We start from the raw sequence: 15,363 nt of genomic DNA on the forward strand, positions 1-15,363 counted from the left end.
TCGGTTTGGGTTAGTGCGGTGGTGTGTTGAGGTGTTGCGTTGGCCTGTCGGCAGGGCCCGGCGTCAACCCTTGACGGCCCCTGCGAGGAGCCCTCCGGTCAATCGACGCTGGAGAATGGCGAAGAAAATCACGCTTGGGATGGACGCTATGAGCGCTCCGGCGGCGAGCGGACCAATCTCGGAAAGGCCCTCCCCGTTCGAGAAGGTGCTCAACGAGACCGAGAGCGTGAAGTTTTCAGGTGATTGCAGCAGAACAAGAGCGAAGAAGAACTCGTTGTAGGCGGCAACGAAGGTGAAGATCGCCGTCGCGATAAGCCCGGGCTGCAGGAGCGGGAAAACGATGCGGGTTAGTACCTGCAGTTTCGTGGCACCGTCGGTAGCTCCGGCCTCTTCGACGTCGACAGGGATTGCCGCCACGTAGCCCTGCAGCATCCACAGCGAGAAGGGCAGGGTGTAGACGACGTAGACGGCAATGACACCGCCCAGTGAGTCGACAAGCCCGACCATCCGGAGGATGAAGAAGAGAGGCAGTATGAAGAGCGCGACCGGGACGATCTGGCTCACCAGAACCCAGCCCGATCCCATAGCCCTGATCTTGCCGCGGTAGCGCGCCAGCACGTAGGCGCCGGGAACAGAGATGATAACGACGATCACCGTCGTCACTACAGATACAAAAACACTGTTCCACGCTGCCCGCACCAGCCCCTGTGCCTCGAACGCCGCGGTGAAGTTGTCCAGGGTCGGCTGCAGCGGTACCAAATTAACAGCGAGCGAGTTCAGCTCAGCCGGTGACTTGAATGCTGTTGAGATTAGCCAAAGGAAGGGGAACCCGAGAAAGAGCAGGAAGCCCGCAAGAAAGACGTACTGAAGGGTTCGTATAAGAACTGGTTGGTTCCTCACGCCTGGACCCCTTTCCGAAAGTTGCGGAGCAGGAAGGCCGAGAGCACGATGACCAGGAAGACCACTATGACGTCGGTCATGGCAGCGGCCATGCCCGTGTTGCCGTTCCTGAAAGCTTCGATGTAGACGAACAGCATCGGCAGCAGTGTTTTGCCGCCAGGGCCGCCTGCGGTTAGCACGTAGATGATTCCGAATGAGTTGAAGTTCCAGATGAAGCTCAGCGAAACGATTGAGATGATGGTCGGCTTGAGTGCCGGAAGTGTCACGTGAACGAACCGAGACCAGGCCCCGGCTCCATCGACGCGCGCCGCCTCCAGCAATTCGACCGGTACCTGCTGCAGACCGGCAAGGTAGCTGATCGTGTTCTGCGGCATCCCGGCCCACACGCCCACCAGAATCACGGCCGGTAGCGCGAGTGAGAAGTCCCCCAACCAGTTGATGCGCGGTCCGCCAAGGCTTGTGATGAACCAATTGAGCGGGCCGTTTGTGGGCGAGTAGATCATCTGCCACATGATTGCGACGACCACCGGCGGCATGGCCCAAGGAATGATGGCCAGCAACCGTGTGACTCCGCGGAACCTCAGATCTGTGTTTAGCAGCAGCGCCAAGGCGAGTCCACAGACCAGTTGGAGCGCCGTCACAGAGACCGACCAGATGGCTCCGATACCGAAAGCGTTCCAAAAGGCACCGTTTCGCAGCAACCGTGCGAAGTTGTCGACGCCGACGAATCCTGGTGCGGATTCGCTGATCAGCTGGGAGTCGGTGAATGCCAGTGATACCCCGATCAGCAGCGGCACTACGCTGAGAATGATGACCGGAATAAGCGCCGGTACGGCCAAAACGACGGCCTCATTGCGCTGACGCCTGGCGAGTGCGGACTGCTTTCGCGATCGCGCTGTTGGCTTAGGCACTGTCGCTTCACTGCGTGCTTTCAATTCCAGCGGCATTAGTAGGTTCCTTCCGGCTGGGGTGGGAGGGTGGATGCGCGGACCTTGAGAACGGGATCAACGGTCAGCAGTTCAGGGTCACGGAAGGGCTCCTCAAATCTCTTCAGCAGCAGTTGTGCTGCCTGCCGGCCGCGCTTGGCCGCTCTCAGTGACACGCTCGTCAGTGGGGGGTTGAATACGGCAGCTATCTCGGTGTCGTCGATGCCGGTTACTGCGACGTCGGTGGGTACTTGCAGTCCTGCCCCCACGCATGCACTGATGGCCCCGACGCCGATGAGGTCGTTTGCTGCCACGATGGCATCGATGGGCTCCCCTGCTCCCTTGAGGTTCTTGATGAGCTTGTTGCCCGCCGCCAGGCCAGCTGCTGCCGTGAAGTCGTCGGCACAGATCATGTGCCCGGATGAATACGACAGCGCGTGATGGGACGCTGCCGTCTCGAATCCGAGCTGCCGTGCAGCGCCCGGGTTGGTATCGAGCGGGCCGTTAATGAAGGCGATATGCCGGCGGCCCGTCTCAACAAGGTGAGCGACGGCCATTTCCACGGCTTTGGTGGAGTTCACGCGTACCCGGTCGATGGCCACCTCTTTATCCAGCGATCCGATGACAACCACTGGCACGACGCACTCTTCAAGAGCGCGCCGAAGTTGCGGGGTAACCCGAATTGGCGAAATGATCAGGCCATCGGCCACGCCAACGTTCAGACTTCGTACGAGGTCGAGCGTTTGTTTCATCTCGCGGCCCGTGGATGAGACACTGAGCCTAATGCCTCGATGGCCCAGCTCATGCTCAATCGCCCTCAGCATGGCTACGTAATTAGGGTTACCGATGTCATCTACTGCGAACACAACTTGACGGGTTCCGCCCAAGCGTAGAGTCCTCGCCGTCGCGTCCGGCACATAGCCTAATTGCTTGGCCGCAGAGCGCACTTTCCGTACCGTTTCAGCACTAGCTGACTGACCGGTAAGCGCCCTTGAAGCGGAGGCGATGGATACTCCCGCCAGACGTGCGACCTGATGGAGGTTTGGCTTTTCCTGCATGCTTCTCTCCGTTGAGATTGAAGTGTAAATCGACTTGTAAACGTTTCCACTGCTGGGCAGAAATACGCCTACTTCTTTGAGTCGAATATGTGCTGTCTGGAAGTTGGAAACGTTTACAACAAGGCAAATTTGGAAACGTTTACAAGGACTTTCATAGATTGCTCATACCATACGTGATGTATGCCTCAGTTGTCTAGAGGCTCACCGAGCTTTTTCCTTGGACTGCCCTACCGTCACGAACACCCCCGCCAGAGAGCCTGTGAGAGGCCGACTGGAATGCTGCGAGCAGTGGGAGGTGAAGCCAGTAAGTGGGGCGTGTCATCTTGGCCACTCCCCTATGACCCCAAGAACTCATCCAGAAAGCTCGCTACTGAGGTCGTCGACGCCGCCCAAGAAGCGCTGCTCATCGGACACTAACCGACGCGGAAACTGCGACATTTACCGCTGCGGTTCACATCTCGGATACGCCCGATAGTTTGAGCATGAGACGTGTCCACCCAGGGTCGTGTCATTCGACGCCAGCGGTAAGTCGACATCGAGCGCTGGGGCGGCGCGATTTCATGTCTCATGGCAATTAAGGACGAGCCGGCATTTTCCGAAGCTGTCTGCAGAGGTTAAAATTGCCGTCCCCTGCGGTCCCAATCTTCCTGCGGGCTTCTTCTTCGTTCCAGAACGGTGTGTCGTTGCGGCGAACGCGGAGCAGGTGGCCGAAGAAGATCACATTGACTGCGAAGAGCGCAGCCGCGATGAAAAAGCCTACGGGCTCCCACTCCCTGCCCGACACGATGCCCAGATTCAGCAGCATGAGGATGGCGCTGAAGGTGATTTGGACCAGCACTGCCCCGAAAATGAATCTCAAGCTGCCACGCGTCATTCGTGGTTCCAGCCGCTTGCGGCCTTTGGTTTCCGCCATATTCGGAGCCTACAACTGCGGTACCGAGTCCGGCCGCCGGCTCTTTCTACTTTCCGTCGGCATCCGCTGGTCAGTTCGGCCAGCTCCGAGGCGCGCATGCCGGACAGCGCTGAAGTGAGGATGTAGGTGGCCGAGGTGACGGCGTAGATTATTGAGTCGAGTTGGTGCCGGGCCATCGGAGTCGTCCAGGGCACTTGTTCGCCGTCACGGTGCCGGGGAACGAGCACTGCATTGCGGCACCAGGGGTGTTGCAGGCCGCACTGTCTGACCCAGCGTTCCAGTTCGGGGCGGAGCGACTCCAGGTCCCGGCGATGGCCCATCGCTCCTGCGTTCCCGACGACGAACGGGTCCAGCCCAGGTGCAGGAGCGGATCGCGCGGATCCCATCCATACTGGGGTCTCCGGGTGACGGTAGCAGTGGGGGTCCGCGGGGCGGGGATTCCGGCCTCGCGGTGCTGCTCGATGGCTGCGCGCAGACGGCTGATCTCCACGACGGGCAGGCCTCGTCGCGAGGCGGCGTCGCGCTGGTCGGCTGCCTTGCCCCGAGCTGCTTCCTCCGCCAGCAGCGGAGCGATCCTTTCCACCAAATAGAGGCAGCCGGCCAGCAGAGGCCGCAGCAACGTGTCAGGGACCGGCGGTACGCGGTTTTCGCCGCCGCGCACATACCCGGCGACCTCGTCCGAGCTGTGACCGGACCATGGGGTGAAACCGGGCCGGTAGCGATTGGTAAGGATCTCGGTATAAAGGGCGAGGAACTGCGGAGCGCGCGCCATCGATGCCGTGGTGGCAGGCGAGAGCAGCCGGTCAGGGTCTGTGATGCTTCGCGATACGGCCAGGTACTCGTCGCAGTGGTGCTGGCGGACCTGCTCCAGCGTCGACACACCGGCCGCGGTGAGGTGATTGAACCACAGCGTGAGGCGTTTGAGTTCATTCCAGAGCGAGCTCGGGTTCATCGGTGCACGGAACGCCTGCGGGAGGGTGGCCACGTCCGGGTGCAGGGGAGCCAGACGGGCCATCAGGTACTCGCGGGCCACCTGCCGCCATCGCGGGTTCTTGATCGTCGTGAAGTCCAGGATCTTGCGGTGCGTACCCATGCGTCGGCCAGGCCGGTGAGATCCCAGATGTCCTCGTCGAAGACGGGTCGGGGGCTACCGGGCTCGCGTCGCAGGCCCGCGGTCTCGATCACCGGCATCGCGTGGAACGAATGCCGCCGGGCCGGGCCAGGGACGGCGACAGGACTGGTGGTCATGGGGATTCCTCAGGATGCAAGGGCAGGAACGGGTCAGGCTCGGCGACCTGGCTGGCAGCTGCGTCGATGGCAGCGTTGCCGAAGCGGGGCAGGATATGTCCTCATCCAGCCGGATGGAATGGGGGGCCGAAGACCTGCAGGAATTGGGCGGCGGTCATATGCGTGGCCCGCCGGGTGAAGTATTCCTTGAGCCGGAGCAGGTTGGGCAGGTGGCGTGGCGCGAATGCCGCGCGCGGATATAGCAGGCACACCCATGGGCGGGCCGGACATAGGGTGCCTGCGGGTGCGAGCGGGCTGTCCAGGGGACTCGCGCAGGCGGCGACGAAAACGTCCTGCTCACCGGAGAGGAGTGCGTGGATGACTTCCGTGTCCAGGCCCGCTTGGCCGACCAGATCAGGGAACGCCGTGGCGAAGGTCGCAGTATCCTCGGCGCCGGTGATGACCGGTGGGCCGGACATGCGGCGGATGTCTGCGTGCGCCTGTTCGATGATGCCGTCTAGGGCGTCCAGTTGGGCGGGAGTGTGGGAACTGAGATAGTGGTCGCCTTCGACTCTGGCACTGTGGTTGGGGTCGATCGTTGCGCGCCCGGTCCACGCGCTACGGTCACGCCGCTAATGGTAGGTAGCCCGGATCCGCCCGCCGTGGAGCGGGAGCGGCTCTCCGTGGTCGCCAAGCAGACCGGATGATGCAATCCATCGTCGGCGTCGGGCCTGTTCGCGCGGGGCGGCGTAGATCTTGGTCCGGCGGGTCCTCTGGCCGCCGCGGTCAGGGCCGAGGTGAAGCCACAGGTGTCCGGATAGGTCCCCCGCGTGCTTGCCTAAGGGCGCCGGGTGTTCCAGCCACCGGTCCAGCAGCCGCACGGCATCGATCCCGGGGCAGGTTGAGCGCCTCGTTCCCGGTGCGTCCCTTGCGGTAGGGGAGCAGAATCGTGCTTCTCGACGTGCGGGTGATGTTCTCGAGTTTGAGGCCGTCGATGCCGTCAGGCACGATCCCGGTGCGCATCCCGAAGAGGGTGAGATAGGCCAACGCCGTGTCCGTGTCCGGGAACAGCGCGCCCTGAGGCTGCGCGATCTGCGCGGGGTCGACACCGCTTTGCTCCGCGTCGAGTTGCCCGGTGGCCGTCCGGGCAGCGATAGGCCCGGAATGAAGCCAATGCCACGCCAGGTTGTCTGCTGTGACTCCGCTGACTAAAGGATCGGTTCCGCGAGAGGCCGCCGCCAAGCTTGCCCGGTGTGCCTGGTGGGATGCGGCGATCCACTCGATGCATGCAGTCTCCAGCCGTCGCCATTCGCCGTCGCTGTAGGGCACGTTAGGCTGACTCTTCGTCGCTTGATTGATCCGTCGTCCTGCCAGACGGGCAAGGATTCCGTGCTCCAACCCGCCAGAGGCTTCCTGGAACGCCCTCAGCACCGTTCGGATCCGCCGTCCTCGGTGGTAGTCACAGGTCAGCCAGGTTCCTTCCTCACTTTTCATGCCGCAGTTCGTCGGGATCGCCGTCACGCTCACACTGATGCCTGTTGGCGAAGACTTACGCTAAGGCATCCCCATCGTCGGGTGCCCCGCATCTGCGCATCTGGCATCAACAACGAAAACGTCGGATTCGGAGTCTGATTAGACGGATTTCCGATCGCCGGACAATTCTTGTCCCGATTTGAACCTCCCGTCATGCAGTCTGGGCAACACATAGCTATGAACCAGCGAAATTATCGCTGCTTGTCATTCTGATACCCGCATCATCGCTGGGCGGGCCCTCCGCGCAACCAGGGCGCTACCGCGCCGGACACTCATCACAAACTTTGTTCGGCGCTCCTCCGTCGCTTCCTTCCTCACAAACTTTGGAACCGTGCCCGGTCCCCCAAGTTGCACTTCAGGCCCTCAACCCAGCGGTTGATCCTCTACCAGAACGACGCCCAGAATCAACGGCCACAGTTCACGAGTACCAAAGAGGAGAGAACCGAAAATGGAACCGCTGACCATCAAATCCCCCGCCGACGTGCTCGCCTTCATAGGCCACACCCTCGGCTTCTGGCCCCGCGAAAGCCTGGTCTGCATCACCCTCAACCAGAACCAACGCATCGGAGCCACGCTCCGCATCGACCTGCCCAAAACCGAGCGCGAGCGGCTCCCGTACGCCCAAACCGTCGCCCACTACCTAGCCAAAGACGAACACGCCACCAGCATCCTCTTCGCCGTCTACACCGCAACACCATGGAACCCCGGCCAGCCAAAACCCCAGGCCCGCACCATCGCCGCACTCACCGGCGTCATAGCTGAACGCGGCCTCACCATCAAAGACGGACTTCTCGTCGGCAACGACACCTTCACTCAGTACGACGGCGGCTCCGCTGAGCTCCCGCCGATCCCGCTGACCGCTACCCAAACCAGTGCTCTCAACGCCGAATACATCTACCGCGGCAGCGCCATCGCACCCACCGACCGCATCACCCTGCCCGCACCGACCAAGCAGGCAGCCAACGCCGACGGCGTCAACGAACACATCAACGCCATCCGCAAACTCAATGCCGACACCGCGATCAGTCAAGGCCGCAAACTCTGGTCAGAAATGCTCGACGCCACAACCTACCCCAGCGAAGAAGACACCATCGCCCTGATCGCCAACTTCCACTACGCCGCCATCCGCGACCGCCTCATCGCCGACATCCCAGGCCTGGACGAACCCATTGACAGAATCCTCTTCGCCCAAACCAACGGAACACCCCACTGGTCACGCATCGAATGGGCCCAACAACTCCTCATCCACGCCTACACCCGAACCAGCCAACAACATGCCGCCCCCATCCTCACCGCCATCGGCTACATCAACTGGTGGGAAGGCAGAGGCAGCAAAGCCCACCAATTCCTCCAACTCGCCCTCGAAGCCGACCCCAACTACCACCTCGCACGCCTCAGCGACCAAATGGTCGGCTCCGGCATCGTCGCCGGCTGGAGCACCGACAAAAACAAAGCCCACCCACAACACGGACTCGGCATGCCCTGACAATCAGAGCTGCAATCGAGAGCGGAGTTGTTTACGAATGCGAGGCTCGATCATCAAGCCAGCAGGCCCTAGACGTTCAACATGTGCCTCGTTTCTATTGTGCTTGGCCCGACTGGAAACCCCTGTTTAGGCTCTAGCTTCTGGAGACTATCCAGATATGGGCGTTTTAGCCCTAGATTTCGCGGTTCTTGGAAGTAATGACAACTGCCAAATAGTCGCTCGTTGCCGCTGATTCTGGTGAGTTAATGGTGAGTCGGTTGGAAATGGAGCGAGCCGTCTGGCTCCGCCGTACTTAACTGCTCGCAGCCCGGATAAGCTTCGAGCCCGGAGATATCGAAGCCGGTGACGATTCTTGAACCCGCCCCACATTGGTACGTCACTGGGCGTGCCTGGCTCCACCCTGTTCAGGCAGAACGCTTCCGCTGGCCACAGTTTGGCGATGACGCACGGTTGCTTGTCATTCTGATAGCCCGATTATCGCTGGGCGGGTCCTCCGTGCAACCAGGGCGCTACCGCGCCGGTTCGGTCAATAACTTCGCTCGGCCGGGACTCCTTCGTCCCTTGTTTCCCAACGGAAGTTTTTTGACCGAACCGGTCCCCCAAGTTGCACTCCGGCCCCTCACCCAGCGGGTGGTCCCCTACCAGAACGAGCACCAAAACCAACGAGCACGTGTCAATGGCCATGGGGAACGGAAGCAACCGACTACACCATCTGGCAGACCGTGCCCTAAGCGTCAAACGAATTGACGGCTCATTTCAGTTACAACTAGGCAATTCTGACTCGAAAAGTCCCAGATGCATTCCGAACGAGACAAATAGTGGTGAGACACCTTTACGAGACGCAGAGAATCCAGGACTGCCACCAAAGCTGCCGGTCTAAAGCGAAGCCTGGAGGGTCGTCTCGAAAAGCTGTTGTTTCTCAAGACATCGGGCTGCTCAAGGAGCGAATACAGGCGAACCACGAAATCGCCTAATCTGGTTTCCGCTCTGCCCCGGCCATGCGGAAGGTGGATGCAGTCTCTCGGATGACGCTGGTGGTGAGCTCACGAATTACTTGTACCCATTTGAGGAACTGACGCGCATCATCCACAGAACGGACCGTGGGGTTGGATTGCCACCAGAAAGTGCCGCTAAGCAGCGGCCCAGGACCCGGTTCGTAAAGATCTGGTGGATCGAGTTGCAATACCTGCTTCGTGAGCGGGATGCTCTCTGGCTCGCCGCTGGTCCAGCAATGCGGGAACGACTTCTCAAGCTGCGTGAGACCGATCACTATACGTACCTGTCGCTTCCGGAGATAGCCGCTCTGCAGGCATCCCAGGACGAGGGAAACGACGCATACATTCCTCCCGGGCAGATCGGATGCTGCGCTGGAGAGAAACCTGGCTCCGGCAGGGAGAAGCGGACACTGAGCTTTCTGGTGCAGCGCAAGCAGTGCTTGATCCTGCCTGGTTTTAGTTAGATGCACTACCGGCGAAGAGCTCAGCCTGTTGGAGTACTAGCTCAATAGCCTTCTCCTCGTGGTCCGGTGGGTAGTCGTATTTCGCGAGTAGCCGGCGGATCTTGGAACGCATGGCCGCCCGGACAGAGTGCTTGAGTGACCAGTCAATCGTGGCACTCTGCTGGACGGCGTACACGAGATCCACGGCAATCTTCTTGAGGGTGTCGTCGCCCATCTGCAGGACAGCTACGTCGTTCTGCACTATGGCGTCGTAGAAAGCCGCCTCAGCCACAGAGAGACCAAGCCCGTTGTGCCGGTCATTCTGGTGGCGCAGGTCCTTGGCAAGCTTTACGAGTTCGGCGACGATTTCGGCCGTTGTCAGCGCGCGGTTGGTGTACCGGTTGATTGCCTCGTCGAGCCGTTCGGAGAACTTCCGCGCCTGGACGATGTTGGTGCGCTGGACGGTGCGGATCTGGTCGTTGATCAGCCGACGGAGGAGGCCCATCTGGAGGTTGGGCTTTTCCTTGCCCGCTAGGCTGTCGAGGAACTCATCTGAGAGGATCGACAGCTCGGGTGTTTCGATGCCCGCGAGCTTGTAGATGTCGACGACCTCGTCGGCGGCGATGGCTTCGTTGACGAGCTGCCCGATTGCTGTGTCGATCTCAACGGCACCGCTGCCTGCCCGCCCCGAGTCGGGGTTCTGGATCTTCAGGATGGCTGCGCGGACGTCGGTGAACATGCGCACGTCATCGCGAATTGCAGCTGCCTCGTCCCGGGCGCCGCAGAGTGCGAAGGCTTTGGCCAAAGCGAGCACCTGATCGAGGAAGCGGGCGATACGGTCCGGGTCTGCCATCACGAAGTCGAGGACAAGCGCGTGCTGTGCGAGACGGGCGGCGGGATCCAGGAGCGGTGAAGAGTCGTAGGTGCAGGCGTGGAGGAGTCCGCGCACGATGTCGTGCTTCTCTAGCATCGCGGAGACGATCTCTTCGATCGGTACCCCTGCCTGGTCCCGGTCGCTTGGGGAGTACTCTGCCAGTGCCTTGCGCAGGTTGCTTGCAACGCCGATGTAGTCGACGATCAGTCCGCCCGGCTTGTCGCGGAAGGTGCGGTTGACCCGGGCGATGGCCTGCATGAGGCCGGCGCCCTGCATCGGCTTGTCGATGTACATGGTGTGCATCGCCGGTGCGTCGAAGCCGGTGAGCCACATGTCGCGGACGATGACGATCTCGAGGGGGTCGTTCGGGTCCTTGGCCCGCAGCTTCAGATCTTTTCGGGTCTTCTTGTCGTAGATGTGCCGCTGGTATTCGGCCGGATCCGCGGCGGAGCCGGTAATGATCACCTTGATCTTGCCCGTCGTCGAGTCGTCGCTGTGCCACTCCGGCTTGAGCTTGACGATCTTGTCGTAGAGCTCGACGGCGATGCGCCGGGACATCGCGACGATCATGGCCTTGCCGAACAGCTCGGTGCGGCGCTTCTCCCAGTGGTCGACGATATCGCCAGCGATCAGATCGAGACGGTCATTGGCGCCCACGATAGCCTCTAAACGTGCCCACTTGGACTTGGCGCGCGTGGCCTCGTCTTCCTCGGCCGTCTCAGTGATTTCGTCGGCGAGCTCGTCGATCGCGGCATGCACGTCGGCGTCGAGGGACACCTTCGCAAGCCGGGACTCGTAGAAAATCCGTACGGTCGCGCCGTCCTCGACAGCACGGGTGAGGTCGTAGACGTCGATATCGTTCCCGAACACCGCGCGGGTCGACTTGTCGTTCGACTCGATCGGGGTACCGGTGAAACCAAGGTAGGTGGCGTTGGGCAAGGCATCGCGCATGTGCTTGGCGAGTCCCGCCTTCAACTGTCCGGTCCGATCGTCGAGTGACTCGCGGAATCCGTACTGGGAGCGGTGGGCCTCGTCGGCGACCACGACGACGTTTCGGCGGTCGGTCAGTACCGGGTTGGCGTCACCGCCGGCTTCGGGGGCGAACTTCTGGAGCGTGGTGAAGATGATGCCGCCCGATGCGCGGCGGAGCAGGCTGCGAAGATCCGTTCTGGAGTCGGCCTGGACGGGCTTTTCCGGCAGAATCTCGGCCGGCGCGAACACCTCGCCGAAGAGCTGATCGTCGAGATCGTTGCGGTCGGTGATGAACACCAGGGTCGGGTTGCCCATCCGAGGATCGCGCATACTCTTTGCCGCGTAGAGCAGCATCTCAATCGACTTGCCGCTGCCCTGGGTATGCCACACGACGCCACCTCGGCGGTCACCATCCGGGCCGGCTGCCTCTATGGTGGATTCGACCGCTGCGTTGACAGCCCAGTACTGGTGGTACTTTGCGACACGTTTCACCAGCCCTTGGGACTCGTCGCTGAAGACAATGAAGTTCCGCAGGAGGTCGAGAAAACGCCCCTGGCCGAAAACTCCCTTGACCAACACCTCGATCGCGGGCAAGCTCGCCACGACTTGAGGGCCGTCAATCGTCTTCCAGGGGGCATAGTGCTCAAAACTACCTGTGAAGGACGACATGGCGGCGCTGAGGCCATCGCTGATGACCGTCACCGCGTTCGGTGTGAACACCGAGGGGATGTCATGACGGTAGGTCTGGACCTGGTTCCAGGCCCCCTTAAGCGTGGCATGCTCGTCAGCGAGGTTCTTCAGCTCCAGCAGGCCGAGCGGAATGCCGTTGAGGAACACGACCACATCCGGACGGCGGTTCTTGCCGTTCTCGATAATCGTGAACTGGTTAACGGCGAGCCAGTCGTTTCCCGCCGGGTCATCGAAGTCGATGAGGCGGACGCGGGTTGTGCGGATGGCACCATCAGAGCCGCGATGCTCAACCGGAACCCCCGCGGTCAGTAGCGTGTGGACGCGGAAGTTCTCCGCGACCGGGTTCTGAGACTCTGCACGGTCAAGGCGCTTGATCGCCTCATCAACCAGAGACTCGTCGAGGCCGGGATTGATCCGAACAGCTGAAGCCCGGAGCCGATTGAACAGGTACACCTGCTGGTACGACGTACGTTCCGCCCCAGTCGTCCCGGGCGCGATGTCCGGGCCGAAAGAAGTGGCGTAGCCCAGCTCCCGGAGGTACTGGAGTGCCCCGAGCTCCACCATTGATTCGTTCACGGCGGTCATGCGAAGGCCTCCGCCAGTTCCCGCTCGGATTCTGCCAAGCGGATATGCCCGGAGAGTAACTCGGGCAGGAGAACATCCCGAAGTGACACGAGCTTCAGCACTTCCTGCTCCGCGACCAGGAGGCGCTGCCAGAGCGGTCTGAGATCCTCATCGAGTTGTCCAATGACGTGACTGCAAGGTAGGTCAACAAGTGTCGAGTCCAAATGACCGCGCTGGATATGCCCCATGGTCGTCGCCTTGTCCTTCGCGATCCGTTGGAAGATCTCGATCACGGCTTCCACACGATCAAAGACAAGCCAGGCAGGGTAACCACGCGGGATCACTTTGAAAATGTGCTGATTGACAATCGCCTCGTCTCGGGCCCATCGATAAACGCCGAGCGAACCTGACCACGACATTAGGATGTCTCCTGGGCGAACAGTCTTGTCTTCTGGAACGTCGAGGTCGGTATAGACAGTCGATGGCCCGGGTCCGGAGTTCAGGTCAGCGATCCGAACGACCATACGCCCAGCACCCGTTGCGCCTTTGGTGTAGGCACCTCCGTTAACGAACCTAGCCAGGCTGGAGGCTGGGACAGGTTCCGACTCTACTTCAAGTAGTGCATTGACCTTGGCGCGGATCAGCTGAGGAATGAGGCGGATCAGACGCTCGTTCGACTCGATCTTGTCTTCCAGACGTTCGAGAACTCCGACTATGAGTTCTCGCACGCTAGTTAGGGGAGGAACAGGATATGAGAGGAAGTCGGCCCGGCTAAGGGCAACCACTGCGCTTCCTGTAGCCCGCCCGGCACAATAGGAACGGTAGGCCGGCGTCCGCAACAGCCAGTAGATATAACGCTCGAACGCCGGATCTCGCTCTCGAAAGACAAGTCGGACCGTGTCCTGAGTCAGTCGGCCCGAAGGCACGGACTGTGGGAGGCGAGCGACTGAGCCGATCATCTCGCCGTCCTTGGTCGCTCCCTTGAGAGAGACGAACAGGTCGCCGGGCTCCAGCATCAGCTCAGATGGGCACTCGCCGCCATATGTCTTGAAGTCACCCCTGAAGCCGCCACCTGGAACGATGGAGCCTAGTCCAAGCAGAGCTGGACCTGGCGCCCCAACAAGGGCCCCCTTGTAGGTCTTTCCGCGAACGAGCTTCACATAGTCGTCTAGGACAGGCATGTCACTCAAAACCCAAGGCCTTCATCCCGGCTCGGATCTCATCTTCCAGCCCGTTCCCCTGTTCGAACTCGGCGTACAGCTCCTTTGTGAGCCGTTCAATCTTGTCGTGGATCGGTTCGGCGTCGGTCTGGGCTTCTTCAGTTCCGACGTAGCGGCCGGGCGTAAGGACGAAGTCGTGCTGCTTGATCTCGTCCAAGCTCACGGCCTTCACGAAGCCGGGCACGTCTTGGTAGCCGCCGTCATGGTTGCGCCATGCGTGGTATGCGCCGGCGATTTTCGCGATGTCGCGATCGTCGTCGAGGACCCGCAGGCGACGGGTCTCCATATCACCGAGCTTGCGGGCGTCAATGAAGAGAACTTCGTCCTGACGCTCGCGGTGCCCGTTGCCATGGCGCTCCTTCGAGACAATCCACAGGCTGACTGGAATGCCGGTGTTGAAGAAGAGCTTGCCCGGCATGGCGACGACGCAGTCGACAAGCTTGGCCTCGACCAGCTTCCGGCGGATCTCGCCCTCACCGCCGCTCTTGGAGGACAGGGATCCGTTTGCGAGCACGAACCCGGCAGTGCCCTTCGGGCTGAGGTGGTGGATGAAGTGCTGTACCCAGGCGAAGTTGGCGTTGCCTTCGGGTGGCGTGCCGTATTTCCAGCGGGGGTCATCGGCGAGCTTGGCGTTCCACCAGTTCGAGACGTTGAACGGGGGGTTGGCCAGGATGAAGTCCGCCCGGAGGTCGGGGTGGAGGTCTTGGCTGAAGGAGTCGGCTGAGCGGTCGCCGAGGTCTGCCTCAATGCCCCGCAGCGCGAGGTTCATCTTGGCGAGCTTCCAAGTGGTGTCGGTGTACTCCTGCCCGTAGACCGAGATATCAGTCCGTTTGCCTCCGTGCGCCTTCACGAACTCCGCGGACTGGACGAACATGCCGCCCGAACCACAAGCCGGGTCGTACACACGGCCGTGGAACGGCTCGAGCATCTCTACGAGGGTCTTGACCACGCTCCGGGGCGTGTAAAAGGCACCGGCGTCCTTTCCGGACTCTTTGCCCGCGAACTGGCCGAGAAAGTATTCGTATACGCGGCCCAGGACGTCGTCAGCGCCGTGGTCGTCGCTCTCGGTGAATCCGATCGAGCCGATGAGGTCGACGAGCTGACCGAGGCGACCCTTGTCGAGTCCCTCGCGCCCGTAGTTACGCGGCAGCACGCCCCGGATGGTGGGGTTCTCCTTCTCGATCAAGTCCATCGCCTGGTCGATCTGCTGCCCGATTTCGGGCAGCTTGGCTACGCCCTGCAGGTATCCCCAGCGTGCCAGCTCGGGCACCCAGAAGACGTTGTGGCTGGCGTACTCGTCGCGGTCTTCCAGGAACATCTGGCGGCGAGCCTCGTTTGGGATGTAGTCATCTGAGTCCGGGTCGCTCAAGGACACCTCAATCGTGCGGCGACGCTCCTCGAAACGGTCCGAGATGTACTTGAGGAAGACGAGACCGAGAACGACATGCTTGTACTCGGAGGGCTCTTGGTTTCCCCGGAGGGCGTCCGCGGCATCCCACAGCCGCTGTTCGAGCAACTTGACCTTGACAGCGGCCTTTTTCGGAAGACGTGTCATCAAGAAC

General features: G+C 61.3%; 12 protein-coding genes. 1 reads left to right on the plus strand and 11 read right to left on the minus strand.

The annotated features are described in order from the left end of the window. Positions 1-63 precede the first annotated feature (63 nt). The 7 genes from LD110_RS07245 to LD110_RS07275 all read right to left on the minus strand — a co-directional run bounded on the left by LD110_RS07245 (position 64) and on the right by LD110_RS07275 (position 6,518). Positions 64-900, minus strand: a complete 837-nt coding sequence (locus tag LD110_RS07245) for a carbohydrate ABC transporter permease (protein WP_225497842.1) — start codon at positions 898-900, stop codon at positions 64-66. Continuing rightward, positions 897-1,847, minus strand: coding sequence for a carbohydrate ABC transporter permease (locus LD110_RS07250; protein WP_225497843.1), 951 nt, complete (start codon positions 1,845-1,847; stop codon positions 897-899). The genes LD110_RS07245 and LD110_RS07250 overlap by 4 nt, the downstream gene beginning before the upstream one ends. Continuing rightward, the gene (locus LD110_RS07255; RefSeq protein WP_225497844.1) at positions 1,847-2,884 is read right to left on the minus strand and encodes a LacI family DNA-binding transcriptional regulator; all 1,038 of its coding nucleotides are present in this window, start codon (positions 2,882-2,884) and stop codon (positions 1,847-1,849) included. The genes LD110_RS07250 and LD110_RS07255 overlap by 1 nt, the downstream gene beginning before the upstream one ends. Before the next feature lie 574 nt (positions 2,885-3,458). Then, entirely contained in the window at positions 3,459-3,797 is a 339-nt protein-coding gene (locus LD110_RS07260) for a hypothetical protein (protein WP_225497845.1), read from the minus strand. Between the two features lie 148 nt (positions 3,798-3,945). After that, a complete protein-coding gene (locus LD110_RS07265) occupies positions 3,946-4,890 on the minus strand; it encodes a hypothetical protein (RefSeq protein ID WP_225497846.1) in 945 nt (314 codons plus the stop codon). A 256-nt stretch (positions 4,891-5,146) separates the two neighbouring features. Beyond that, positions 5,147-5,503 carry a hypothetical protein gene (locus tag LD110_RS07270; RefSeq protein ID WP_225497847.1) on the minus strand — a complete coding sequence of 119 codons (357 nt, stop codon included), beginning with the start codon at positions 5,501-5,503 and terminating at the stop codon, positions 5,147-5,149. 307 nt (positions 5,504-5,810) lie between these two features. Next, on the minus strand, positions 5,811-6,518 hold the full coding sequence (locus LD110_RS07275; protein ID WP_225497848.1) for a hypothetical protein: 708 nt from the start codon (positions 6,516-6,518) through the stop codon (positions 5,811-5,813). A gap of 487 nt (positions 6,519-7,005) precedes the next feature. Here LD110_RS07275 and LD110_RS07280 point away from each other — a divergent pair, with 487 nt between their 5' ends. Further along, a complete protein-coding gene (locus LD110_RS07280) occupies positions 7,006-8,043 on the plus strand; it encodes a DUF4192 family protein (protein WP_225497849.1) in 1,038 nt (345 codons plus the stop codon). Positions 8,044-9,013: 970 nt separating this feature from the next. On the opposite strand, the gene LD110_RS07285 is transcribed toward LD110_RS07280, so the two are convergent. The 4 genes from LD110_RS07285 to LD110_RS07300 all read right to left on the minus strand — a co-directional run bounded on the left by LD110_RS07285 (position 9,014) and on the right by LD110_RS07300 (position 15,356). Continuing rightward, complete coding sequence (locus LD110_RS07285) at positions 9,014-9,313, minus strand: hypothetical protein (RefSeq protein WP_225497850.1); 300 nt, start codon at positions 9,311-9,313, stop codon at positions 9,014-9,016. Between the two features lie 181 nt (positions 9,314-9,494). Beyond that, the gene (locus LD110_RS07290; RefSeq protein ID WP_225497851.1) at positions 9,495-12,602 is read right to left on the minus strand and encodes a type I restriction endonuclease subunit R; all 3,108 of its coding nucleotides are present in this window, start codon (positions 12,600-12,602) and stop codon (positions 9,495-9,497) included. Continuing rightward, on the minus strand, positions 12,599-13,771 hold the full coding sequence (locus LD110_RS07295) for a hypothetical protein (RefSeq protein WP_225497852.1): 1,173 nt from the start codon (positions 13,769-13,771) through the stop codon (positions 12,599-12,601). The genes LD110_RS07290 and LD110_RS07295 overlap by 4 nt, the downstream gene beginning before the upstream one ends. Next, positions 13,764-15,356, minus strand: coding sequence for a class I SAM-dependent DNA methyltransferase (locus tag LD110_RS07300; protein ID WP_225497853.1), 1,593 nt, complete (start codon positions 15,354-15,356; stop codon positions 13,764-13,766). Before LD110_RS07300 ends, LD110_RS07295 begins: the two co-directional genes overlap by 8 nt. Positions 15,357-15,363: the final 7 nt, after the last annotated feature.

The sequence above is a fragment of the Arthrobacter sp. M4 genome (assembly GCF_020251205.1).
Lineage (GTDB): Bacteria > Actinomycetota > Actinomycetes > Actinomycetales > Micrococcaceae > Arthrobacter.